Source organism: Streptomyces sp. NPDC001668 (assembly GCF_042893155.1).
Taxonomy (GTDB): Bacteria; Actinomycetota; Actinomycetes; order Streptomycetales; family Streptomycetaceae; genus Streptomyces.
Genome location: NZ_JBIAUQ010000010.1, coordinates 128118 through 152277, shown reverse-complemented (window position 1 = coordinate 152277; position 24160 = coordinate 128118). Strand labels below are relative to the sequence as shown.

Sequence of the window (24160 nt, the reverse complement as noted above, 5' to 3'; positions counted from 1 at the left end):
GCACCTTTCTGACCTGTGAGGGGCGCGGGGAACTGCGCGACCGGCCACGGCGGACCCGCAGCTCCCCACGTCCGGAACCACCCGAGCTCTCAGCCGTTCTGTTCCTTCCACTCCGCCTGAGCCTTGTTCAGCTGCTCAGCCATGGTGTCCAGGAAGTCCTTGGCGCTCATGTCCCCGAGCAGCACCTTCTGGAAGTTCGGCTCGTTGTCCGCCTTGGAGATGGTGTTCCAGTCCGGCAGGTAGTACGGCAGCTGAACGATGCTGGTGGAGCCGTCGGTCAGCGCGGCGGCGGCGAGCTTCGTGGGCTCGGCCTCGGAGATCCAGGAGTCCTTCGCGGCGTCGTTGTTCGACGGCACCTGCCCGGCGGACTTGTTGAACTTCGAGTTCTCCGCGTGCGAGGTCGCGAACTCGATGAACTTCCACGCGGCGTCCTTGTTCTTCGAGCTCTTGAAGATCCCGAGCCCGTCGACGGGGTTGGACACCTGGACCCTCTTGCCGCCGGCGCCGATCGGCTGCGGGATGCCCCGGAACTTGTCCGCCCCGAGCGCCTTCAGGTGGTCCTGGTACGACCCCAGGTTGTGGTTGAGCATCCCGATCGTGCCGGAGTCCCACTGGGCGACCATCTTGGTGAAGTCGTTGTTGAGGTCGGCCGCCGGGGTGTCCTTCTTGTACAGCGCCGCGTACTTCTCCAGCGCCGCCACGTTCTTCGGGTCGTTGAGGGTGGTCTTGTCACCGTTCCAGAAGGAGGTGATCCCGCTCTGCCCGTATGCCGCGTCCAGGGCCTGGGCGATGGACCCGGCACCACCGCGGATGGTGTAACCGAACTCGTTCTTCTTGGAGTTGGTGAGCTTGCTCGCGGCCTCGTAGAACTTGTCCCAGGTCGTCGGCTCGTCGAGGCCGGCCTTCTTGAACAGGTCGGTCCGGTAGTAGAGCACACCGTTGTTGGCGGAGGTCGGGATCGAGTACAGGGTCCCGTCCCCACCCCCCGCCGCCTTGAGCGACTCGACCATCTTCTCGTTGAGCTTGCCGCTCAGCGAGGACTTGGCGAGCCGGTCGTCCAGCGGCTCCAGCGCGTTCTGGGCGGAGAAGCCGGCGAGCATGGCCGCACCGACGCCGCCGACGTCCGGCAGGCCCCCGCCCTGGATGGCGGTGTCGACCTTGGACTGGTACTCGGTGGACGCGATGCCGACGTACTCGACCTTGATGTCCGGGTTCGCCTTCTGGAAGTCGGCGATGACCTCCTTCCAGATGTCGGTGCGCACACCGCCGTTGTTGTCCCAGAAGACGATCTTTCCCTTGCCGTTGCCCGCGTCGCCCTTGTCACCGCCCGACCCGCTGCCGTCGTCACCGCAGGCGGTGGCGGTCAGCGCCAGGACGGACCCGAGGGCGACGGCTATGGCAGCGCGCCTGCTTCTGCGGATACTGATCTTCATTGATCGGCTCTCTTCTTCTTCTGATTCCAGCGGAGACATGAAGCTGTGGGGGGAAGTCAGTGGTGGGCGTGGGGGGCCCAGCCGTCCGTGCCCTTGAGGTAGTTCGCGACGGTGTACGTCCTCGCGTCGGCGGCGGCGAGCTGCGGCCGGTCGGCACTCGGTGCGGCTCCCGGTCCGGTGTTGCGGTACTCCGCGAACCGCGCGTCCCTCCACGAGAAGCCGCTCATGTCGGTCCACGGCGAGGTCTTCACCGCGGCCGGCAGTGCCGTGTCACGGATCAACACCTGGGCCACGGCGGCGGGTTCACCGCCGGGGTGCCACGGCCGGCCCAGGTGGAAGCTCTGGTCCGGGGCGTCGCTCACGATCCTCGACCGGGTGATCAGGAAACCGTACGGATTGCCCGTCCAGGTCGAAGCGGCCGTGATGTAGCCGTTGTTGGTGTCCGAGCCGCGGCTCAGCGCCCGGATCACGGACCGTTCGATCACCGTGGTCGCCCGGCCGTAGACGAAGTCGACATCGCCCTCGATGTACGAGTCGCGGATGTAGACCCGGCTGATCACGTCCAGCTTGGGGCTGTCGGTCATCAGGGTGTCCTGGTTGCCCAGGAAGGCGGTGTCCTCGAAGACGATCCGGTCGCCGGTCGTCTTCATCGCGAGGGCCTGCTCGCCCTTCAGCTCGACCGCGGCCTCGTCGAAGTCGTTGCTGAAGGTGAGGTGGCGGGCGGTGACGTCGTTCGCGGCGATCCGGACCGTCGCGCTGCCCGTCGAACCGCCGTACTCGGCGGGGGTGTCGTAGACGATGACGGTGTCGGACCGGTCCTGTCCAGTCCCCTGGAGCACGATCTTCGGCTTGGTCGCCGGGATGTACACCTTGGCCCGGTAGGTACCCGGCGCGACGGCGATCGTCACCGGCTCCGCGTTGCCGTCGGGCACGGCGTCCACGGCTGCCTGCACGGTCGGGTGGTCGCCGGGGACGTGCAGGGTCACGCCGATCCGCCGCTGCGGGCCGGAGAACCTCGACACCAGTGAGGGCACGGCGGCTGCCGGGTCGAGCCGGTAGTCGTAGAAGGACCGCGGATCGAATGCCTTGCCCCAGGCGTCCGTTCGCCCGGTGGTGTTCTTCAGGATCGACCCGCGCTGCACCAACTCCGCGGTGGTGTCGGCCTGGTAGGGATGCTGGACGCCGTCGTAGTAGCTGTTCTCGATGACCATCCTCGTCCTGCCGCGCGCCCAGTTCCCGTACGTCCACACCGGGTCGCCGTCGGCTACCTGCGAGGACAGGTAGTTGTTGTAGAGGTGGGCGTAGGCGAGGTTGTCCGCCGAGGGGTTGCGCTGCTTGGTGCCGCGGAACCAGTTGTGGTCGATCGTCATCTCGGTCAGGACATTGGTGGTCCAGCCGATCCCGAACGCCTTGTTGTGGTGGGTGAACTGGTTGTAGGAGACGGTGATGTACCGGCTGTCCTTGCGGATGTCGAGCAGCCCGTCGCCCATGTGCTCGAAGCGGTTGTGATCGATCCAGACGTGGTCGACGGTGTCCATCTGGATGGCGTCGAAGTCGGTGGTCTTGCCGTCCCAGTCGCCCTCGACGTACGAGTCGCGGATCGTCAGGTTGCGGATGATCACGTTGTGCGTGCCGGGGTTGAGATGCAGCTCGCCGTGGACGATCTCGCCGGTGTCGCCGACGCCGATGATCGTCTTGTCCGAGGTCACGACGATGTCCGAGCCGAAGGGTTCGACGGCTATCGCTCCCGAGACCCGTATGACGTACGGCTCCTCGGCCGCCGCGTACTTCGCCAGCGAGGCCTGGTCGGTGACGGTGACGACCTTGCCGCCGGCTCCTCCGGTGGTACCGCCGGCGAGGGAGGCGAAGCCGTGCGGCCGGTCGTCGAAGCGGTCCACGGAGGCCGACGCGCCGGAGAAGCGGTCCACGGAGGCCGACGCGCCGGAGACCTGCGCGGTGGGGGCCGCCTTCGCCTCTCCGGCCGCCCCGAGGCCCAGGGCGGCGACGAGGCCGAGTACGGCGGCCACGACTCTGCCGTACCCCGGTCTCTGCAAGCGCTTGCTATGAAGGTGCTGCGTCATTGCGGCTCCCAACAGGCTTACGGGTTCGGTCCGTTACAGGTGGTCGATCCTGAAGTGCGAGAAGGTTGCCGCTCCGGCGTGTCCTCCTCCGACGGGCGCGAGGGCGAACAGTCCCAGCAGGGCTCCGACCCAGCGCCAGGGGGTGGCGGCGAAGACGGGTCCGGAAGAGCGCAGGCCGTCGCCGAGGTCGTGGAAGAACCGGCAGCGGGCCCCCGTGCCGATCTCGATGCGCAACCGGACCTTTCCGGTGGGTGCGGAGCGCGGATGGTCGGCGTCCCGCTCCCGCTCGGCGACGCCCTCGGCGAACCGGTGCACGAGATGGACGCTCCCGTCGGCGCCGCGCTGGAGCCCGATCCAGCTGAAGGCGTCCCCGAGGACGGCGAGACCGGCGCGTGCACCAGGTTCCTCGCTGTGCAGTCGCAGTTCCACCTCGACGGCCGATGGTGTGCCGGGCAGTCGCTGGGTGAGGACGTTCGGCAGTTTGCGCAGGTCGTGCGCGTCGGCCGAGCGGACACAGGTGAGCCGCAGTCCGTCGCCGGAGTGGTGGGTGGCCCAGCCGGGCTGCGGATTGGCGGTCCACTGCCACTGCCGGCCGAAGCGTCCGCCGGGGAAGTCGTCGCCGGTGGCGGGCGCCGCGTCCGGCTGCGGCGGCAGCTCGGGCCTCGCGTGTACGGCGACGGGGGCGCCCTCGTCGCCGAGCATCGGCCAGCCGTCCTCCCCCCAGCGCATCGGCTGAAGGTGGACGACCCTGCCGTAGGCGCCCTTCTGCTGGAAGTGCAGGAACCAGTCCTGGCCGGACGGGGTGCGCACCCAGCCGCCCTGGTGCGGGCCGTTGACGTCGGTGTCCTTCTGCTCCAGGACCACCTTCTCCTCGTACGGCCCGAAGAAGCCGCGCGAGCGGAAGGCCCCCTGCCAGCCGGTCTCCACTCCCCCGGCGGGCGCGAGGATCCAGAACCAGCCCTCGTGCTTGTAGAGCTTGGGTCCTTCGAGGGTGAACCAGCCGGGGATCCGGTCCCCGTCGACGATCACCTTGCCCTCGTCCAGGAGTTCCCGGCCGTCGAGGTCCATCCGGTGGCCGGTGAGGCGGTTCTTGACGCCGGAGCGGGACTTGGCCCAGGCATGCACGAGGTAGGCCTCGCCGGTCTCCTCGTCCCACAGCGGGCACGGGTCGATCAGGCCCTTGCCCGACTTGAGGAGGTGCGGGCGGGTCCAAGGACCCCTGATCCCGGGGGCGTTGATCTGGAAGATGCCCTGGTCCGGGTCGCCCCAGAAGATCCAGAAGCGTTCGTCGTGGTACCGGAGAGAAGGTGCCCATACCCCGCAGTCGTGCCGGGGCCTGGTGAACTCCCCCGCCGGTTCCAGGCGTTCGAGGGCATGGCCGATCAGCGTCCAGTTGACGAGGTCGCGGGAGTGCAGCAGCGGCAGGCCGGGGACGCGGCCGAAGCTGGAGGCGGTGAGGTAGAAGTCGTCGCCGACGCGGATGACGTCCGGGTCGGACCAGTCGGCGTTCAGGACGGGGTTCGTGTAGGTCAGCGGCGCGGTCGGAGGCGTGGTCGTCACTGGCTGACCGCCTTCCGCACCAGGGCCGCCGCTTCCAGCTTGGGCAGGCGTCCGTCGGCGACCACGGTGACGATCCGGCGTACGACGGTCTCGCCGGGCGGGATCGGCAGCCTTGAGTCGTGGGCGAGGGAGGAGCCCACGCCCGGGTACTCGTCGGCGCGCACGAACCACGGGTCGCGGCGGGTCTGGTCGGTGGCCCCGGCGAAGACGAGCGTCCAGGTGCTGCCCGTGAGCGCGACCCAGTCGGCGCGGGTCCCGTGGATCGCCGCCTCGCCCTCGCGGTCGGCGGTGAAGACGTCCGGCGCGTCCTGTTCCTTGCGGGCCCGCCAGAAGAAGCCGCCGTAGGCCGCGCCCGGGCGGCCGTTGGTGGCCGGGCTGCCGATCGACAGGGGGTCCTGGGTGACATTGGTGAGGGAGAAGGTGAAGTCCAACGCCCAGGCGGCCGAGGTCAGTTCGGTGGCCGCGACGGTACGGCGCTCGCGCAGCAGCTCCGCTCCCGAGGCGACCCAGCGCAGCTCCTCCACGAAGCCGTCCGGGTCGCGCAGCTGGAAGGAGCTGTGGCGCTGGGCGCCGTGGTTGTCGAGCTCGGTCGGGCCCTGGTCGCGGACGTAGGTGCGGCCGCCCCAGAAGTTGTGCCCCTCGACGTCGGGAACGGCGACACCGACGCCGAGGTGGTGGATGTGGTCGGCGGGGCTGAGTTCGGTGACCGCCGTGCCGGCCAGGGTGGTGACGGGGTGCAGGTAGGGGCGCGGGGAGAGCCGGGCGGGCAGCTCGGGCCGGGTGACGTAGCGGCCGACCGGGCGGCCCGCGACACGCAGGACCGCGGAATCGGGGGTCGTCATGTGCTCACCTCGTTCGCGACGTGTGGCCGGGCCCAGTCGGCGCCCAGCTCGGAGTAGAGGGCGAGGTTGTCGGCGGCGGCCGCGACGAGTCCGTCGATGCCGGGGACGACACGACGGTCCTCGTCGGGGAGCAGGTGCCAGGCCGTGGCCGGGAGCGGGGTCGGGTCGGGGGCCGTCCGAATGGCCTCGACGACCTTCATGAACGCGCCGGTCACCTCCGGGACGACCAGGAGCTCGTCGCCGTCGGTGACATGGTCGACCAGGTTCTCCAGCAGGTCGGTACGGCCGTACTCGTACTCCTCGGGGCCGTGGCCGGCCCGCTGGAGCAGCACCCGGTCCTGCTTGTACCAGTAGGTGATCCGGCCGTGGCTGCCGTGCACGACGACGTACGGCTCGTCGGGGTCCTCGGCGCACAGGGTCGCGGCGACGGTGACCGGGAGGCCGTTCGCGGTGGTGACGCGGACGCAGGAGGTGTCGTCGGACTCGATGTCGTTGGCGCGCAGCAGCTCGGTCTCGATGCGGGTGATGTCCTCGGCGCGGGTGGTGCCGTTCAGGGCGAGCGCGGTGGCCACGGCGTGGGCGAGGGGGTTGGTCAGCACGCCGTCGATCACGTCGACGCCGTTCATCCGCCGCTTGCCCGCCCAGGGCGCCCGCCGGTAGTACGCCTCGGCACGCGCCCAGGCACCGGCCCCGCCGATCCCGGTGACCTCACCGATCGCACACTGGCCGACCAGCTCGCGGATCGCGGGCACGGCGTGCGAGCCCAGCGACTGGAAGCCGATCTGGCAGGCCACCCCGGCCGCGGCGACCCCGTCGGCCATGCGGCGGAACTCGGCGTACGACGGCGCCGGGGGCTTCTCCAGGAGGATGTGCACGCCTCGGCGGGCCGCTTCGAGCGCCAGGTCCGTGTGGGTCGGGATCGGGGTGCAGATCACCGCGATCCGGGCGCCGGTGGAGTCGAGGAGCGCGCCGAAGTCGGCGGACTGCTCGGGCGTGCCCAGCCCTTCGGGGATCTCGTCCCCGGTCAGCGGGGTCAGCTCGCAGATCCCCGCCAGCCGTACGATCCCCTTGTCCTGAAGTCGCCGGATGTTCTCCAGGTGCCAGCGGCCGTGCCCGCGCGCGCCCGCCAGGACGATGTCCACGGTCCCCGGGGTGTCGTCGGTGTTCCTGGTGTCCACGGTGTTCATGGCATCCTCCCTGCGCCCGCGCCGCGCGCCACCTGTCGGTCGGCCACTGCGGCGCTGTCGATCTTTGTGTGCAGGGTAGGCGTCCAGGCGACGTCCGCCGTGAGGTGACCGGAGGTGTGGAAGGCGTTGTCCTCGGCGTGGATCGCGGACTCGGTGGAGACTCCGAGGGAGTTGCGGTCGTCGTCGCCTCCGGCGGGATACCGCGCCCGGTCGATGACCGCCGCACCCGGTGTCTCGGGCACCCGTGCGTCGCTTCTCCTCAGGAGGGCACGGCCCACGGTTCGCCCCTCGCACCGGACGACGACACCCACCAGGCCCAGCACCAGGCCCCCCACGGCGATCCGACGGAGTGTCATCCCTTCACCGCCCCCGCGCTGAAGCCCGTGATCAGCCACTTCTGGATGAAGGCGAACACGATCACCACAGGGACGGCCGCGATGATGCCGCCTGCGGCGAGCGCGCCGAGGTCGACGCTGTCCGCGCTCATCAGGGTGTTGAGGCCGACCGGGATCGTCTGCTTGTCCTGGTTGTTGAGGAACATCAGGGCGAACAGGAAGTGGTTCCAGGAGTGCACGAAGGCGAAGGAGCCGACGGCGATCAGGCCGGGGCGCAGGAGGGGCAGGACGACGATCCTGAAGGCCGTCAGCCGGTTGCAGCCGTCGACCCAGGCCGCCTCCTCCAGGGAGTACGGCACGTTCTTGATGAAGTTGCTGATCAGGATCATCGACAGCGGGAGCTGGAAGACCGTCTCGGCGATGATGACACTGCCCAGCGAGTTGATCATCTTCAGCTCGGCGAAGATCTCGAACAGCGGCACCAGGAGCAGCGCGCCCGGTACGAACTGGGAGCAGAGCAGGGCCAGCATGAACGCGTTCTTGACCTTGAAGTCGAACCGCGCCAGGGCGTAACCCCCGGCCAGGGCGACCAGTGTCGTCATCACCAGGGTGGCGAGACCGACGTACACACTGTTCTCGAAGTACGTCCCGAACGACCGCTCCGTCCACACCTTCTCGAAGTGGTCGAAGGTGATCGGCCAGGGCACGAGCGAGGTCGAGCCGGCCGGGCGCAGCGCGAAGAGGAGGATCCAGTAGAAGGGGATGAGGGTGAAGACGAGGTAGATCGACAGCGGCAGGTAGATGTGCCAGCGCGGGACCTCGTCCCAGGCGCGGCGGCGCTTCACCGACCGGGGCGGTTCGGGAGTCTCGTGCACGGGCGCGGGCGCGACCTGTGTGGCCTCCTTGGTGATCACTTGGAACCGCCTCCGAACTTGCTCAGCCGCAGATAGACCATCGAGCAGAAGAGCAGGATCACGAACGCGACCGTGGTCAGGGCGGACGCGTAGCCGAAGTTGTGGGCGTCGACGCTGGTGTTGGCGATGTAGAGCGGGAGGGTGGTCGTCTCCCCCGCGGGGCCGCCGCCGGTCAGGGTGTAGAGCAGGTCGACGTTGTTGAACTCCCACACCGCGCGCAGCAGCGTGGACAGGATGATCGCGTCCTTGAGGTGGGGCAGCGTGATGTGCCAGAACTGCTGGAGCGTGCTGGCCCCGTCGACCTCGGCGGCCTCGTACAGGTCCTTGGAGACGGACTGGAGGTCGGCGAGGATGAGGATCGCGAAGAAGGGGACACCGCGCCACAGGTCGGCGACGACCGCCGCCGAGAAGACGGTGGAGGTGTCCGACAGCCAGCTGGTGCCGTAGGAGCCGACGCCCATGTCGGCGAGGTAACGGGTGATGCCCGTCTGGGAGTTGTAGAGCAGCACCCAAATCGCGGAGGTCAGCACCCCGGACACGGCCCACGGGGAGAAGACCAGCGCACGGCCCACCGCACGGCCCACGAAGGTCTGGTTGACGATCAGCGCCAGCGCCAGGCCGAACAGCAGCTGGAGTCCGACCTCGACGAAGACCCACTTGGCGCTGAAGGTCAGCGTGTCCCAGAACTGCGGGTCCTTGGTGAAGATCTGGACGAAGTTGTCGAAGCCCGCGTATCCGTTGCGCCAGGGCTTGGTGGGGTTGTAGTTCTGCAGGCTGTAGTAGAAGACGCTGATGACCGGGTAGGCGATGAAGCCCAGCATCAGCAGGGCCGCCGGCGCGATCAGCAGGTACGGCAGCCTGCGCGGCGTGGCGGAGGCACGGCGCCGCCGGGGTGGCGCGGGCGGTTTCGCCACGGCTGCGGCTTGGGCCATGACAGAGGCTCCGTTCTCGGTACGGCTTGCGTTCGTGGTGCGGAAAGCGCTTTCTCGCTGTGCGTGGGGTGCCACTTGTTGTTGTGTGGCGGGTGCGGGTGCGTTGTGGCTGGTCGCGCAGTTCCCCGCGCCCCTGAAGGTGGGACCAGTCACCCTGCGTACGGATCTGGGACCTTGCCTTGCCTGGCCAGGAACTCGAAGTCGCAGCCGGTGTCCGCTTGCGTGATCTGGTCGTTGTAGAGGGCGCCGTAGCCGCGTTCGTAGCGGCTGGGCGGGGGCGTCCAGTCCTTGCGGCGGCGCTCCAACTCCTCGTCGTCCACGTTGAGTTGCAGCGTCCTCGCCTCCACGTCGAGCGTGATCATGTCACCCGTGTGGACAAGAGCCAGCGGTCCGCCGACATACGACTCCGGGGCCACGTGCAGCACGCACGCGCCGTAACTCGTGCCGCTCATACGGGCGTCGGAGATGCGGACCATGTCCCGCACGCCCTGCTTGAGCAGATGGTCGGGGATGGGCAGCATGCCGTACTCGGGCATGCCGGGTCCGCCCTTGGGACCGGAGTTGCGCAGCACCAGCACGCTGTCCGCGGTGATGTGCAACTCCGGGTCGTTGATGGTGCGTTGCATGGTCTTGTAGTCGTCGAAGACGACCGCGGGTCCGGTGTGCTTGAGCAGGTGCGGCTCGGCGGAGATGTGCTTGACGACGGCGCCGTCCGGGCAGAGGTTGCCGCGCAGGACGGCGACCCCGCCCTCGTCGGCGACCGGGTTCTCGCGGGTGCGGATGACGTCGTCGTTGTGGACGACCGCTCCCTCGATCTGCTCGCCCAGGGTGCCGTTGACGGTCGGCCGGTCCAGGTGGAGCAGGTCGGTGATCCGGGAGAGGAAGGCGGGCAGGCCGCCCGCGAAGTAGAAGTCCTCCATCAGGTACGTCTGGCCGCCGGGACGGACGTTGGCCAGCACCGGCACGGTGCGCGCGATGCGGTCGAAGTCGTCGAGGGTGAGCGTGACCCCGCAGCGTCCCGCCATCGCGATCAGGTGGATGACCGCGTTGGTGGAACCGCCGAGCCCGAGCACCGTGGTGACGGCGTCCTCGAAGGCCTCGCGGGTGAGGATCTCGGACGGCTTGATCCCGGTCCAGGCGAGTTCCACCGCGCGGCGCCCGGAGGCCGCGGCCATCCGCTCGTGCGCGGAGTCGACGGCCGGGATCGAGGACGCGCCCGGCAGGGTCATGCCAAGGGTTTCCGCCGCCGCGGTCATCGTGGACGCGGTCCCCATGGTCATGCAGTGGCCCGGGGAGCGCGCCAACCCGCCTTGCAGCTCACGCAGTTCGCAGTCCGTCAGGTTGCCGGCGCGGTGCTCGTCCCAGTACTTCCACATGTCGGTGCCGGACCCGAGGGTCTCACCGCGCCAGTGCCCCGGCAGCATCGGACCCGCGGGCACGAAGAGCGAGGTGACGTCGGCCGAGGCCGCGCCCATGAGCAGCGCCGGCGTCGACTTGTCGCAGCCGCCGAGCAGCACCGCCGCGTCGATCGGATACGACCGCAGCAACTCCTCCGTCTCCATGGCGAGGAGGTTGCGGTAGAGCATCGGGGTGGGCTTCTGGTAGGTCTCCGAGAGGGTGGCGACCGGGAACTCCAGCGGGAAGCCCCCGGCCTGCCACACGCCCCGCTTGACCGCCTCGGCGCGCTCGCGCAGATGGACGTGGCAGGGGTTGATGTCGGACCAGGTGTTGAGGACGGCGATCACCGGGCGGCCGCGGTACTCCTCGGCCTCGTAACCGAGCTGGCGCATCCGGGCGTTGTGCGACCAGGTGCGCAACTGGCCCTCGGTGCCGTACCACTGGTGGCTCCTGAGCTCTTCGGGACGCTTCCGGTCGGTCATATCGACCACCCGGCGGCGATCGCGGCGACCTCGGAGCGCTCGCTCTCGGGCAACTCGCGGCTGGGCGGGCGCACTTCGCGGCGGCACAGGCCGAGGGAGGCGAGGGCCTCCTTGACGACGGTGACGTTGTCGGCGGAGCCGTTCGCCGCGCGGAGTTCCTCGAAGCGGCGGATCTGCTCCCAGACCTTCATGGCGGCCGGGTAGTCACCGGACCGAAGCGCTTCGATCATGTTCAGCGAGACGGCGGGGGCGACGTTCACGAGCCCCGAGGTGAAGCCGGTGGCGCCCGCCGAGAAGTACGAGGGGGCGTAGGGCTCGGCGAGCCCGGCCACCCACACGAACCGCTCAAGGCCCGCGTCCCGTGCGAAGGCGGCGAACTTGGCCGCGTCCGGGACGGCGTACTTCACGCCGATCACATTCGGGCAGGCGTCGGCGAGTTCGGCGAGGCGGTCGCCGCTGAGCTGGGCGTTGCGGACGTACGGGACGACCCCGAGTTCGGGGACGGCCGAGGCGATCGCGCGGTGGTAGTCGACCCAGCCGCTCTGCGAGACGTAGGGGTGGACGGGCTGGTGGACCATGACCATCCCGGCGCCGAGCTCCCGGGCGTGCCGGGCGGAGGCGACGGCGGTGGGCAGGTCGTGCCCGACGCCGACCAGGACGTCCGCCCGGTCCCCGGACTCCTCGACGGTCAGCTCCGTGACCAGGCGGCGCTCCTCGGGGCTGAGGGCGTAGAACTCGCCGGTGTTCCCGTTGGGGGTGAGGGTGGTGATCCCGCCGTCGAGCAGCCGACGCAGCAGGGCCCGGTGGGCGTCCTGGTCGATGGTGCCGTCCTCGGCGAACGGGGTCACCGGGATCGCCACCACGTCGGCCAGGGCCGTCCGCTGGGTCTCGAACGTCTCGCTGCTCATTCCTGACCTTCCTGGTCCAGTACTCCGGGGAACGCCCGTTCGACGAAGGACGCGATGTGGGCGTGCAGGGCGCGGGCCGCGCCGTCGGCGTCGCCGTCCAGGGCGAGCCGCAGGATCTCGCGGTGCTCGCCGGCCTCCCGCTCCCAGGAGGGCGAGGCCGCCCAGGCGACCGCGGAGACCAGGGCGGCCTGGTCGCGGACCTCGTCGAGCATCCGGCCGAGCAGCGGGTTGCCGCAGGGCAGGTAGAGCGAGCGGTGGAACTCCCGGTTGGCGAGGGAGCGTTCGGCGGTGTCGGTGGCGTCGTCGGCCCGGGTCAGGGCGTCACGGGCGGCATCCAGCGACGCCCCGCGCCGCACGGCCCGCTTGAGCGCCTCGGGTTCGAGGAGCAGGCGGACGTCGTAGACCTCACGCGCCATGTCCGCGTCCACCATGCGCACCGTGACGCCCTTGTACTGGCTCATCACGACGAGCCCGGTCCCGGCCAGGGTCTTGAGCGCCTCGCGCACCGGGGTCTTGGACACCCCGAACTGTGCGGCGAGTTCGGTCTCCACCAGGGCCTGACCAGGCGTCAGGCGCCCGGTGAGGATGCGGCGTTTGATCTCCTCCAGCACGTACTGCGTGCGGGAGGGGATCGGCGTGGGCACAGAGGTCATGCGCGCCTCTCGGATCTCGCGTATCGGATCTTGCGTATCTGATCTCGCGTATCGCGTCTCATATATGACGTACGAAGTACGACGCGTTGAAGGTAGGAGGGGCGTGATGTTTCGTCAATGCTTCTGGCAAAGGAAGTTGAAGTTGCGGTGAAGTGAGCCGTCAGACAAGCCGGGTGGCGCCCTCGAAGGCCGTACTGGTGCGCCCGGCGAAGGCGGCGGCCGCGCGTGTGGTCGCCGCCTCCCTGGTCAGGGTGGGTCCGACGTGGGTGACGACCAGCTCGCGCGCCCCGGCCTTGCGGGCGATGTCACCGGCGTCCTCGGGGGTCAGATGGACCTGTTCGCCTTCGCGATGGCGGTCGATGTCCGCCTCGCACAGGAACACGTCCGACTCCGCGGCGAGTTCGACGAGGGCCGCGCAGGGCCCGCTGTCCCCCGAGTAGGCGAGGACGCGCCCCGCGCATTCGGCCCGCAGCCCGTACGCCTCGGTGTCGTGCGCCACCGCCCGGGCGGCGAGCCGGAGGTTCCAGTGCCGGACGTCATGGCCGTCGTACAGGGGATGGAAGTCGAGAATGCCGTCGAGGAAGCGCACGTCCGAGCGCCCGAAGAACCCGGCGAGCCGGTGGGCGCAGCCCGGTGGCGCGTACACCGGGATCGGGGCGGGCGGGGTGAGTCCGCCGTACGCGAAGGCGTACACGGCGGACAGCAGATCGGAACTGTGGTCGGCGTGCAGATGGGAGATCCAGATCGCCGTCAGCCGGGAGGGATCCGTGTGCCGCTGCAACTCCGCGAAGGTTCCGGGCCCGGCGTCCACCCACACCTCGGCGCCCCCGCCACGCAGCAGATAGCCGGAGCAGGGGCGGCCCGGCGCCGGGTGCGGTGAGGCGGTACCGAGGACGGTGAGGCTGAGGGGCGGCATGGTGGGGAGCGTACGGTCCGGACCTGCCGCCCGCCGCCGGTTTCCGTTCGTCTACGGCAGGTCGCCCCCCGTGTCTACGGCCTCCAGCCCGGGTTCCGCCCGCTCAGGCCCAGGGCCCGGTCCTGCAGCGGCGCGTCCTCGGTCACCGGGACGATCGGCCCGAAGATGGCGTCACGGCCCGGGTCCTCCGCGGAGGCCCGGAGGAAGGTGTACGTCGCCCGGAGCGCGGCGGGGTCCGGATCGTACGCCTGGCCGGTGGCGCGGGCCAGGTCCCAGCCATGGACGACCAGTTCGTCGACGGCGACGGCCGCCGCGACCTCACCGGGCAGGTCGACCCCGCCCGCGCGGGTCATGCCGGTCCAGGCGGCCGGGTCGCGCCAGGCCTCGGCGAGTTCGTCGAGGACCTTGGGGAGGTCCTCGCGCCAGCCCGGGCCGATGTCCGGGACGGAGTCGGTCGGCGGGGTGTCGGTGGTGGCGCCGAGGTCCTTGCGGCCGGCGTCGCGGAAGGCGGCGGAGAGGTGGAGCAGGTGGCCGAGCATGTTGCGCACCGCGTACGCGGGACACGGCGTGGTGTTCCCGAGCTGGTCGTCGGTGACGCCTTCGGCCAGGAGGGCGATGACGCGGGTCTGCGGGCCGAGGTCCAGGGGCGGGACGGTCATGCGGTGCTCCTTGTGGTGTCCGGGCAGCGGCTGCCGGTGTGGTGAGGGGTTGACCGCGCGCGCCCCGAAAACTCATCGCCGGTATCCAGGGCAGCTGCCCCATCCCGTCCCCGGGGCCTTAGACCCACGATGTCGAGGCATGACGAAGACATGGACGGTCCTGCGCGACCGCAACGCCAGGCTGTTTCTCACCGGAGTGATCGTCTCCGGCTTCGGCACCTCGGCCCTGTGGCTCGTGTCCGGCGTCTGGGTCAAGGACCTCACCGGCTCGAACGGCCTGGCCGCGCTGTGCCTGCTCGCGATGTGGGCACCGACCCTGGCGGGCCCGCTGCTCGGCACCCTGGCGGACCGGGTCCGCCGCAAACCCCTGCTGATCGGCGGCAGCCTCCTGCTCGCGGCCCTCCTCCCGGCGCTCCTCGCCGTGGACACGCCCGGCCGCGTGTGGCTCCTCCTCACGGTCCTTCTCGTGTACGGCGCCACGGGCGTGGTCCATGACGCGGCGGAGTCGGCCCTGGTCGCCGGCGCCGTCCCCCCGTCCCTGCTCGGTGACTTCAACGGACTGCGGCTGGCGATCACGGAGGGCATGAAATTGGTGGCCCCGCCGGCGGGAGCAGGGCTCTACGGCCTCTACGGCGGACCGGCCGTGGCCCTCCTGGACGCCACGACCTTCGCCCTGGCCGCGCTCCTCTACACCGGGCTGCGGGTCCGCGAGAACCGGCCGGACGCCCTCGTTTCGGCGACGGCGGACGGCGGCAGCGCGGACGAACCGTCCGGGCGACCGGCGTCCGCGGCGGGGCCCCCGGGGCGCGTGCGTGCCGCCGTCACCGGGCGCAGGCTGTTCAGGCGCGCCGCGACAAGGGCGGCGAAAGCACCCGGTGGCACACCGACGCCTTCCAGGCCCGCCCCCGTCGGCACCGGAACCCGCCACATATGGGCCCACCCCATACTCCGCCCCCTGGTCCTGGCCGGCAGCACCACCATGCTCTGTGCCGGGGTCAACGGCGCCCTGCTCTACGCCGTGATCGACGGCCTCGGTCACTCCCCCGCGTACGCCGGTGCGCTGTACGCCGTGCAGGGCGCCGGTTCCGTGGCCGTGGGGCTGGTCTCCGGGCCCGCGCTGCGCCGGCTGGACGAGCGCCGGTTCGCCGCGTACGGCATCGCCCTGGCCGCCGTGGCCGCGGGACTGCGGGCGATCCCGTCCGGCCCCCTCGCCCTGGTCTGCAGCGCGGCCATCGGCGCGGGCCTGCCCTGTGTGCTGATCGCCGCGCTCACCGCCGCGCAGCGCGAGACCCCGGACGCGCTGCTGGGCCGCACCGTCGCCACGGCGCAGACGCTCGTGTACGCCCCGAACGTGCTCGGTCTCGCGGCGGGCGCGGCCCTGGTCGAACTGGTCGACCAGCGACCGCTGTCGGCCGTCCTGGGCGTGGCCTGGCTCGCCACGGCCCTGCCGTTGTGTCAGAGGACGGCGAGCCCCTCGCGGATCGCGGACAGGTCGCCGTCCGACGCCAGGCCGGCGTGATACAGCCGGATTTCGGTCGCCCCGAACTCCCGCGCGCGGGCCACGTCCGCCGCGAGTGTGCCGGGGCTGCCGCCCATCTGCGAGACGACGGGGAAGTTGGCGGCGATCACCGCGTCCTTCCGGGCCCGGGCGAAGGGCGCGAGCAGGTCCGGTCCGCCCGCGCAGGGCACGACGACACCGTCCGCCACGGACAGGATGTGCTCGGCGTCGACGCCCGGGTTGGCTCCGACGTGGTACGTCACGGGGTCGGCGTGGAGCAGGATCTGGAAGCCCTCGGGCGCGGCCGCGCGGACCGCGCGGACCGCCGTCTCCTGGAGCGTGCGGGCGGTCTCGTCGCGCCACGCGCGCGTGGCCGCCGCCGTCCCGGCGCCGAGCAGCTTCTCGACCCCGGCCCAGCCCCCGTCGTCCGGCGCGCCCTGCCACAGCGGCTCCAGGGCGGCCCGTACGGCGGCGGCGAGCGCGTCGGCGTCCAGCCCCTGTTCGCCGTACCCCTCGCGGCACGTCCCGCAGAAGCAGAGCGCCATGAGGTACATCCCGGCGTCGCCGAGGGGCACCCCGCCGGTCTTGTCGTGGGCGTGCAGGTGCTGGAGGCCGTACCAGCCGAGGGACTCCAGTTCGGTGCCGGCCGCTCCCGGGCGCAGCGCCGCCTCGGCGGCGAGGTCGACGAGGTACGCGCGCGTGGCGGGCTGTGCGATGCACGGGGCCCACGGGTAGCGGTCGCCGTAGGCGTTGACGACCGAGGTGTCCGGATGTTCGGCACCCATGCGGGAGTTGTGCGCGAGGACGACCCAGGTGTGCACTTCGAGGCCGGCCCGGGTGAGTTCCGCCGCGGCCTCCCCGAAGGCGTCACCAGGGGCCCAGTCGCCCGCGGCGTACGGCCGCAGCTCACGTCCTTCCCAGCGCGCGTCCGTCGGATACAGCACGGCCGCGTGCTCGGCGGTGACGATCCGGTGGCGCGGGTGGCGGGGGGTCAACGCGCGCGTGGAGTGGTAGGCGGAGGCGAGGGTCGCCTGCTGTACGCCGAGTCCGGCGATGCGGGCCGCGGCCTCCGGGTCCCCGTTGACGTCCCAGGGGTATACGAACGTCGACGCCTTCACTGTGCCTCCTCCAGGAGCGCGTATCCGCGCTCGATGATCTCCGCGAGCTGCTTCACATGATCCCCGCCCGGCTCGTGCAGCGGCGGGCGGACCTCCCCCACGTCGAGACCGCGCATCCGGACCGCGGCCTTCACCAGGGAGACCGCGTATCCGCGGCCACGCGCGCGCAGTTCGACGAAGGGGCGGTAGAAGCCGTCGAGCAGCCGGTCGGCCGTGGCCCGGTCGCCGTCGACGAGCGCGCGGTGGAAGGCGAGGGCGATCTCGGGGGCGAAGCAGAAGACGGCGGAGGAGTACAGGGGCACGCCGATGGCCTGGTAGGCGAGCTGGGTCTGCTCGGCGGTCGGCAGTCCGTTGAAGTAGAGGAAGTCGCCGGGGCCCTCGGTGCGTACCGCGCTGACGATCCGCTGCATCAGGTCGAGGTCGCCAAGGCCGTCCTTGAGGCCGATGATCCCCTCGGTGCGGGCCAGTTCGACGACGGTCCCCGGGGTGAAGACGGCGTTGTCGCGCTGGTAGACGATCACCGGGAGCGCGGTCGCGGCGGCCACCTCGCGGTAGTGCCGCAGCAGCCCCTCCTGTCCGGCGACGACGAGGTAGGGCGGCAGGGCGAGCAGTCCGTCGGCCCCGGCCGCCTCGGCGAGCCGCGCGTACCGTGCGGCGAGCGCGGTGCCGTATCCGGCACCGGCCACCACCGGCACCCGCCCCGCCGTCTCCTCGACGGCCGCCCGGACGCAACGCTCGAACTCCTCGGGCGTGAGCGCGTGGAACTCCCCGGTGCCGCAGCACGCGAACACCGCCGCGGCCCCCGCGTCCACGCCTCGGCGTATGTGCGCGCGATACACGTCGAGGTCGAGGGATCCGTCGGGGCCGTAGGCGGTGACGGGGAAGAACAGCGGCCCGCTGGGGATGCCGAGTCGGCGGGCGAGGTCGGCGGACGGCGTCACAGGCTCTCCCTAAAGTGGCATGCAGAATCATGCAGAATACTGATCAGAGTTTATATTTATGAACACACATCCCGCCACCCTTGACGAAGCCAAGACACGATCTCTAACTTGTCCACGGATGTGAATACCGTGCTCATGAGGCCGTTCAAGGAGACTCACGGATGCCCGCTCCCCGTACCGTCCTGCTCACCGGCGCCGCCGGCGGGCTCGGCACCCTGATGCGGGATCTCCTCCCGGCCTACGGCTACGACCTGCGCCTGCTCGATCTGCGGCCCATCGAGGGCGAGCCGGACGCGCTCGTCGCCGACCTCGCCGACAAGGACGCGGTGCGCGAGGCCGTGCGCGGTGTCGACGCGGTCGTCCACTTCGCGGGCATCTCCCTGGAAGCCCCCTTCGAGAAGATCCTCAAGGCGAACATCGAGGGCACCTACAACCTCTACGAGGCCGCGCGCGCGGAGGGCGTCGGACGGATCGTCTTCGCCTCCTCCAACCACGCCGTCGGCTACACCCCGCGCCCGCAGGGCGACGACCCGCTGATCCCGATCGACACCCCGCGCCGCCCGGACACCTTCTACGGCCTGTCCAAGTCCTTCGGCGAGGACCTCGCGCAGTTCTACTGGGACAAGCACGGCCTGGAGACCGTCTCCGTGCGCATCGGCTCCTGCTTCCCCGAGCCGACCAGCGTGCGCATGCTCTCGGTGTGGATGAGCCCGGCCGACGGCGCCCGTCTCTTCCACGCGGCCCTGACCGCCGAGCGGGTCGGCCACACCGTGGTCTACGGCTCCTCCGCCAACACCCGCCTGTGGTGGGACCTCACCACCGCGCGGGCACTCGGCTACGACCCGCAGGACGACTCCGAGCCGTACGCGGAGAAGCTGATCGCCGAACAGGGCGAACTCCAGGACGGCAACGAGGGCCACGCCTACCTGGGCGGCCAGTTCGTGACGGACCCGCCGATCTGGCCGTACTGACACCTCCCGACACCAGCAGGCGGGCACCGAACGGGCCCGCCCGCGGCCGTTCCGGGCACGAGAACGGGTTCTGAGGTAGGCGCGAAGCGCCACCCCCAGGGGCGCGGGGAACTGCGCGACCAGCCACATCGGACCCGCAGCCGCCATCCGACCGCACTCCCCAGCCCCGTAGGCCCGGCCCGCCCGAACGGGCACACACGGACAGGATCTCCCCCGCAACAGACCTGGTCACCACCCCGCACCCGCTGTACAACTTCCTGCAGACGGCCCGAACGGGCAACACGGCAGAGAAGGCGGTGACCGAATGACCAGTACCGCGGAAGAACGCCAGCGGGAGATCGTCCGCACCGCCCGCTCCACCGGCTCCGTCGACGTCAACACCCTCGCCACCCAACTCGGCGTCGCCAAGGAAACCGTACGAAGAGACCTCCGCGCCCTGGAGGACCACGGCCTGGTCCGCCGCACGCACGGCGGCGCCTACCCCGTGGAGAGCGCCGGGTTCGAGACCACGCTCGCCTTCCGGGCCACCAGCCATGTCCCCGAGAAGCGCCGGGTCGCGGCCGCCGCGGCCGAGCTGCTCGGGGACGCCGAGACGGTCTTCGTCGACGAGGGCTTCACCCCGCAGCTCATCGCCGAGGCCCTGCCCCGGGACCGGCCGCTGACCGTGGTCACCGCGTCCCTGCCGGTCGCCGGCGCCCTCGCCGAGGCCGAGAACACCTCCGTCCTGCTGCTCGGCGGCCGGGTCCGTCCAGGCACCCTCGCCACCGTCGACCACTGGACGACGAAGATGCTGGCCGGCTTCGTCCTCGACCTCGCCTACATCGGCGCCAACGGCATCTCCCGCGAACACGGCCTCACCACCCCCGACCCCGCGGTCAGCGAGGTCAAGGCGCAGGCGATCCGGGCCGCGCGCCGCACGGTGTTCGCGGGCGTGCACACCAAGTTCGGCGCGGTCAGCTTCTGCCGCTTCGCGGAGATCGGCGCGCTGGAGGCGATCGTGACGAGCACGCTGCTGCCCTCTTCCGAAGCCCACCGGTACTCCCTGCTGGGGCCCCAGGTCATCCGCGCCTGACTCTCCGACTGACGTGATCCGTAGGACTTCCACGCCCCCAGGGCGCCCGTTATATTCCTCTATGTCCAGGAGCGATCCATGCGAACCCAGAGCCGACGACGGCCTCCGCGAGCCACGCTCGCCATGGCCGCCGCAGGGACGCTGCTCGCCCCGCTGCTCTCCGGCTGCTGGGTCGGAGCCGGCGGGGCCGGGTCGGGCGGCGACGCCATCAACGTCCTGATGGTCAACAACCCGCAGATGACCGAGCTGCAGAAGCTGACCCGGGCCCACTTCACCAAGGAGACCGGGATCAAGGTCAACTTCACCGTCCTGCCCGAGAACGACGTCCGCGACAAGATCAGCCAGGACTTCGCCAACCAGGCCGGCCAGTACGACGTGGCGACCCTGTCGAACTACGAGATACCGATCTACGCCCGCAACGGCTGGCTGCACGAGATGGACACGTACGTCGCCAAGGACCCGTCGTACGACGAGAAGGACGTCCTGGCGCCGATGCGCCAGTCGCTGACCGGCGACGACGGGAAGCTCTACGGCCAGCCCTTCTACGGCGAGTCGTCCTTCCTGATGTACCGCAAGGACGTCTTCGAGCAGAAGGGCCTGACGATGCCGGCCCACCCCACCTGGCAGCAGGTGGCCGACCTGGCCGCGAGGGCCGACGGGGCCGAGCCCGGCATGAAGGGCATCTGTCTGCGCGGCCTGCCGGGCTGGGGCGAGGTCATGGCCCCGCTCACCACGGTCGTGAACACCTTCGGCGGCACCTGGTTCGACAAGAGCTGGAAGGCCCGGCTCGACTCCCCGGAATGGGAGAAGGCGACGAGGTTCTACGTCGGCCTCGTGCGCGAGCACGGCGAGTCCGGCGCCGCCCAGTCCGGCTTCGCCGAGTGCCTCAACAACATGACCCAGGGCAAGGTCGCCATGTGGTACGACGCCACCTCCGCGGCCGGTTCCCTGGAGGCGAAGGGCTCCCCGGTCAAGGGCAAGGTGGGCTACGCCCCCGCCCCGGTCGAGGAGACGAAGTCCTCCGGCTGGCTCTACACCTGGGCCTGGGGCATCCAGGACGCCTCCCGCAACCCCGACAAGGCCTGGAAGTTCGTCTCCTGGGCCTCCGGCAAGCAGTACGAGCAGCTGGTCGGCGACCGGATCGGCTGGTCCGACGTACCGGCCGGCAAGCGCGCCTCGACGTACACCAACCCCGCCTACGTCAAGGAGGCCGCCGCCTTCCAGGAGATGACCAAGGAGGCCATCGAGCAGGCCCGGCCGAACGACCCGGGTGTGCAGCCGCGCCCCGCGCCCGGCATCCAGTTCGTCGGGATCCCCGAGTTCACCGACCTCGGCACCAGGGTCTCCCAGGAGATCAGCGCGGCCATCGCCGGACGCCAGTCCGTCGAGTCGGCCCTGGAGAAGTCCCAGCGGATCGCCGAGAAGATCTCCGAGGAGTACGAGGGACGATGACCGCGACCACCACGGCCCCCCTGGCCGCTCCGACCGTACGCACCGCGCGGCAGCCCTCGAACCGGCTGCGCGCCTGGGCCACCCGCGGCCCGCTGCTCCCCGCCCTGGTCTTCATGATCGTGGTCACCCAGCTGCCGTTCGTGGCCACGGTGGTGATCTCGTTCTTCGACTGGAACTCCCTCTATCCCAAGGCCCGTCACTTCACCGGCGTCGACAACTACCAGGAGGTCCTCACCGACGCGGACCTGCGCCACTCGGTGTGGACGACGGTCCTGCTGACGGTCACGGTCGTCCTGGTCAGCCTGGTCCTCGGACTGCTTCTGGCCCTGCTCCTCGACCGTCGCTTCAAGGGCCGGGGCGTGGTCCGCACCCTGCTGATCGCCCCCTTCCTGGTGGTCCCGGTGGCGGCGGCCCTGCTCTGGAAACACGTGCTCTACAACCCTGAATATGGCTTGCTCAATGGGTTGTTGCACTATGTGGGCGGCCCACAGCCCGACTGGATCTCGAACACCCCGCTGCTCGCGGTCGAGGCGTCCCTCATCTGGCAGTGGACCCCGTTCATGATGCTCATCCTGCTGGCCGGACTCCAGAGCCGCGACCAGCAGCAGATGGAGGCCGCGCGGGTGGACGGCGCGAGCGACTGGCAGATATTCCGCCATCTGACGCTCCCGCATCTGCGCAGGTACCTCGAACTCGGCGCGCTGCTGGGCTCGATCTACATCGTCCAGAACTTCGACGCGGTGTTCACCCTCACCTCGGGTGGCCTCGGGACCGCCAACCTGCCCTACACCGTCTACCAGAGCTTCTACCAGGCCCACGAGAACGGCCTCGCCTCGGCGGCCGGCGTCCTGGTCGTCATCGGTTCGATCATCATCGCGACCTTCGCCCTGCGCGTGGTGTCGTCCCTGTTCCGTGAGGAGGCGGGCCGGGCATGAGCATCAGCACAACTGCCGTGAAGCGCAAAGGGGCTGTACCGCGCAAGGGACTCGGCCTCGGCCTGGTGGCCTGGCTGCTGGGGATCGTGTTCTTCCTGCCGATCGCGTGGATGGCCCTGACGTCCTTCCACTCGGAGACGGACGCGGCCACCAACCCGCCCTCCTTCGGCGCCGCCCTCACCCTGGACGGCTACCGCGAGTTCTTCGGCACGGGCGGCGGCGCGAGCCCCTGGCCGGCGCTGATCAACTCGACGGTCGCCTCGCTGGCCTCGACCCTCTTCGTCCTGCTGCTGGCCCTCCCGGCGGCGTACGCGCTCTCCATCCGCCCGGTGAAGAAGTGGACGGACGTCCTGTTCTTCTTCCTGTCGACGAAGATGCTGCCGGTGGTGGCGGGGCTGCTGCCCATCTACCTGTTCGCCAAGAACACGGACATGCTCGACAACATCTGGCTGCTGGTCATCCTCTACACGTCGATGAACCTGCCGATCGCCGTCTGGATGATGCAGTCCTTCCTCGCCGAGGTCCCGGTCGCGGTGATCGAGGCCGCGCGCGTGGACGGGGCCCGCCTCCCGACCGTCCTCGCGCGCGTGGTCGCCCCCATCGCCCTGCCCGGCATCGCGGCGACAGCCCTGATCTGCTTCATCTTCAGCTGGAACGAACTGCTGTTCGCGAGGGTGCTCACCGGCGTCGTGGCCGAGACCGCCCCCGTCTTCCTGACCGGCTTCATCACCAGCCAGGGCCTGTTCCTGGCGAAGGTGTGCGCCGCGTCGCTCGTCATCTCCCTGCCGGTGCTCGCCGCGGGGTTCGCCGCCCAGGACAAACTGGTCCAGGGCCTGTCCCTTGGAGCCGTGAAATGAAGGCCGCCGTCATCGAGTCCGTGGGCCGTGCCGTCGTCGCCGAGGTCCCGGACCCGACGCCGGGCCCGCGCGAGGTCGTCGTCGAGGTCGCCGCCTGCGGACTGTGCGGCACCGACCTGCACATCCTCCAGGGCGAGTTCGCCCCCGAGCTGCCGATCGTGCCGGGCCACGAGTTCGCGGGCGCGGTGGTCGGGGTCGGCACCCGGGTCACCGAGCTGGCGGTCGGCGACCGGGTGGCCGTGGACCCCTCGCTCTACTGCCACGAGTGCCGTTACTGCCGTACCGGCCACAACAACCTCTGCGAACGCTGGGCCGCGATCGGCGTGACGACGGCGGGCGGCGCGGCGCAGTTCGCCGTCGCGCCGGTGGCCAATTGCGTACGGCTGCCCGAACACGTCCGTACGCAGGACGCGGCACTGGTGGAGCCGTTGTCCTGCGCGGTCCGGGGCTACGACGTCCTGCGGTCCCGCCTGGGTGCCCATGTCCTGATCTACGGCTCGGGGACGATGGGCCTGATGATGCTGGAGCTGGCCAAGCGGACCGGCGCGGCGAGCGTGGACGTGGTCGACGTGAACCCGTCCCGTCTGGAGACGGCCCGCAAGCTCGGCGTCTCGGCCTCCGCCGCGAACCCGGACGAGCTGGACCGCCCGCAGGGCTGGGACCTGGTCATCGACGCGACGGGCAACGCGACGGCGATCCAGGACGGCCTGGACCGGGTGGCCAAGGCCGGCACCTTCCTCCAGTTCGGGGTGGCCGACTACGCGACGCGGGTGACGATCGACCCGTACCGGATCTACAACCAGGAGATCACCATCACGGGCTCCATGGCCGTCCTGCACAGCTTCGAACGGGCGGCGGAACTCTTCGCGAACGGCGTCCTGGACCCCGGGATCTTCATCAGCGACCGGCTCCCCCTGGACCGCTATCCCGAGGCGCTGGAGCAGTTCGCGGCCGGGGTGGGACGCAAGATCGTGGTGGTGCCGTGAAGGGCGGAAGATTAAGGGAACGGTAAAGCG

22 protein-coding genes are annotated in these 24160 nt (G+C 70.4%); 7 read left to right on the top strand and 15 right to left on the bottom strand.

The genetic code is table 11. The annotated features are described in order from the left end of the window. Positions 1 to 89 precede the first annotated feature (89 nt). From ACFYZ8_RS28345 to ACFYZ8_RS28285, 13 genes are all read right to left on the bottom strand, one after another. A complete protein-coding gene (locus ACFYZ8_RS28345) occupies positions 90 to 1433 on the bottom strand; it encodes an ABC transporter substrate-binding protein (RefSeq protein WP_388537916.1) in 1344 nt (447 codons plus the stop codon). Between the two features lie 56 nt (positions 1434 to 1489). Then, on the bottom strand, positions 1490 to 3514 hold the full coding sequence (locus ACFYZ8_RS28340) for a pectinesterase family protein (RefSeq protein ID WP_388537914.1): 2025 nt from the start codon (positions 3512 to 3514) through the stop codon (positions 1490 to 1492). 33 nt (positions 3515 to 3547) lie between these two features. Further along, positions 3548 to 5047: a family 43 glycosylhydrolase gene (locus ACFYZ8_RS28335; protein WP_388538091.1), complete on the bottom strand. Its 1500-nt coding sequence runs from the start codon at positions 5045 to 5047 to the stop codon at positions 3548 to 3550. A gap of 23 nt (positions 5048 to 5070) precedes the next feature. Continuing rightward, complete coding sequence (locus ACFYZ8_RS28330) at positions 5071 to 5916, bottom strand: PmoA family protein (RefSeq protein WP_388537912.1); 846 nt, start codon at positions 5914 to 5916, stop codon at positions 5071 to 5073. Beyond that, positions 5913 to 7103 (bottom strand): Gfo/Idh/MocA family protein, encoded by a 1191-nt coding sequence (locus tag ACFYZ8_RS28325; RefSeq protein ID WP_388537910.1) that lies wholly within the window; start codon positions 7101 to 7103, stop codon positions 5913 to 5915. The genes ACFYZ8_RS28330 and ACFYZ8_RS28325 overlap by 4 nt, the downstream gene beginning before the upstream one ends. After that, entirely contained in the window at positions 7100 to 7459 is a 360-nt protein-coding gene (locus tag ACFYZ8_RS28320; protein ID WP_388537908.1) for a hypothetical protein, read from the bottom strand. Before ACFYZ8_RS28320 ends, ACFYZ8_RS28325 begins: the two co-directional genes overlap by 4 nt. Further along, positions 7456 to 8352, bottom strand: coding sequence for a carbohydrate ABC transporter permease (locus ACFYZ8_RS28315; RefSeq protein ID WP_388537907.1), 897 nt, complete (start codon positions 8350 to 8352; stop codon positions 7456 to 7458). The genes ACFYZ8_RS28320 and ACFYZ8_RS28315 overlap by 4 nt, the downstream gene beginning before the upstream one ends. Continuing rightward, positions 8349 to 9284: a carbohydrate ABC transporter permease gene (locus tag ACFYZ8_RS28310; RefSeq protein ID WP_388537905.1), complete on the bottom strand. Its 936-nt coding sequence runs from the start codon at positions 9282 to 9284 to the stop codon at positions 8349 to 8351. The genes ACFYZ8_RS28315 and ACFYZ8_RS28310 overlap by 4 nt, the downstream gene beginning before the upstream one ends. 149 nt (positions 9285 to 9433) lie before the next feature. Then, the gene (gene araD / locus ACFYZ8_RS28305) at positions 9434 to 11164 is read right to left on the bottom strand and encodes an L-arabinonate dehydratase (protein WP_359029674.1); all 1731 of its coding nucleotides are present in this window, start codon (positions 11162 to 11164) and stop codon (positions 9434 to 9436) included. Then, positions 11161 to 12072 (bottom strand): dihydrodipicolinate synthase family protein, encoded by a 912-nt coding sequence (locus tag ACFYZ8_RS28300; protein WP_359029673.1) that lies wholly within the window; start codon positions 12070 to 12072, stop codon positions 11161 to 11163. Before ACFYZ8_RS28300 ends, araD begins: the two co-directional genes overlap by 4 nt. After that, complete coding sequence (locus tag ACFYZ8_RS28295; protein ID WP_359029672.1) at positions 12069 to 12725, bottom strand: GntR family transcriptional regulator; 657 nt, start codon at positions 12723 to 12725, stop codon at positions 12069 to 12071. The genes ACFYZ8_RS28300 and ACFYZ8_RS28295 overlap by 4 nt, the downstream gene beginning before the upstream one ends. A gap of 160 nt (positions 12726 to 12885) precedes the next feature. Continuing rightward, entirely contained in the window at positions 12886 to 13641 is a 756-nt protein-coding gene (locus tag ACFYZ8_RS28290; protein WP_359029671.1) for an MBL fold metallo-hydrolase, read from the bottom strand. A 74-nt stretch (positions 13642 to 13715) separates the two neighbouring features. After that, the gene (locus ACFYZ8_RS28285) at positions 13716 to 14300 is read right to left on the bottom strand and encodes a TIGR03086 family metal-binding protein (protein WP_388537902.1); all 585 of its coding nucleotides are present in this window, start codon (positions 14298 to 14300) and stop codon (positions 13716 to 13718) included. A gap of 139 nt (positions 14301 to 14439) precedes the next feature. On the opposite strand from ACFYZ8_RS28285, the gene ACFYZ8_RS28280 reads away from it, so the two are divergent. Then, a complete protein-coding gene (locus tag ACFYZ8_RS28280; RefSeq protein ID WP_388537900.1) occupies positions 14440 to 15819 on the top strand; it encodes an MFS transporter in 1380 nt (459 codons plus the stop codon). On the opposite strand, the gene ACFYZ8_RS28275 is transcribed toward ACFYZ8_RS28280, so the two are convergent. Further along, positions 15756 to 16916, bottom strand: a complete 1161-nt coding sequence (locus ACFYZ8_RS28275) for a hypothetical protein (protein ID WP_388537898.1) — start codon at positions 16914 to 16916, stop codon at positions 15756 to 15758. The genes ACFYZ8_RS28280 and ACFYZ8_RS28275 overlap by 64 nt on opposite strands. Next, positions 16913 to 17857 carry a 5-dehydro-4-deoxyglucarate dehydratase gene (locus ACFYZ8_RS28270; RefSeq protein ID WP_388537896.1) on the bottom strand — a complete coding sequence of 315 codons (945 nt, stop codon included), beginning with the start codon at positions 17855 to 17857 and terminating at the stop codon, positions 16913 to 16915. The genes ACFYZ8_RS28275 and ACFYZ8_RS28270 overlap by 4 nt, the downstream gene beginning before the upstream one ends. 161 nt (positions 17858 to 18018) lie before the next feature. Between ACFYZ8_RS28270 and ACFYZ8_RS28265 the strand changes: the two genes are divergently transcribed. From ACFYZ8_RS28265 to ACFYZ8_RS28240, 6 genes are all read left to right on the top strand, one after another. Next, on the top strand, positions 18019 to 18828 hold the full coding sequence (locus ACFYZ8_RS28265) for an NAD(P)-dependent oxidoreductase (RefSeq protein WP_359029666.1): 810 nt from the start codon (positions 18019 to 18021) through the stop codon (positions 18826 to 18828). 304 nt (positions 18829 to 19132) lie between these two features. Next, the gene (locus ACFYZ8_RS28260) at positions 19133 to 19900 is read left to right on the top strand and encodes a DeoR/GlpR family DNA-binding transcription regulator (protein WP_359029665.1); all 768 of its coding nucleotides are present in this window, start codon (positions 19133 to 19135) and stop codon (positions 19898 to 19900) included. A gap of 78 nt (positions 19901 to 19978) precedes the next feature. Then, positions 19979 to 21352, top strand: coding sequence for an ABC transporter substrate-binding protein (locus tag ACFYZ8_RS28255; RefSeq protein WP_388537893.1), 1374 nt, complete (start codon positions 19979 to 19981; stop codon positions 21350 to 21352). Then, complete coding sequence (locus ACFYZ8_RS28250; RefSeq protein ID WP_388537891.1) at positions 21349 to 22287, top strand: carbohydrate ABC transporter permease; 939 nt, start codon at positions 21349 to 21351, stop codon at positions 22285 to 22287. The genes ACFYZ8_RS28255 and ACFYZ8_RS28250 overlap by 4 nt, the downstream gene beginning before the upstream one ends. After that, positions 22284 to 23144: a carbohydrate ABC transporter permease gene (locus ACFYZ8_RS28245; protein WP_388537889.1), complete on the top strand. Its 861-nt coding sequence runs from the start codon at positions 22284 to 22286 to the stop codon at positions 23142 to 23144. Before ACFYZ8_RS28250 ends, ACFYZ8_RS28245 begins: the two co-directional genes overlap by 4 nt. Beyond that, positions 23141 to 24130 (top strand): zinc-dependent alcohol dehydrogenase family protein, encoded by a 990-nt coding sequence (locus tag ACFYZ8_RS28240; RefSeq protein WP_388537887.1) that lies wholly within the window; start codon positions 23141 to 23143, stop codon positions 24128 to 24130. Before ACFYZ8_RS28245 ends, ACFYZ8_RS28240 begins: the two co-directional genes overlap by 4 nt. Positions 24131 to 24160 lie beyond the last annotated feature (30 nt).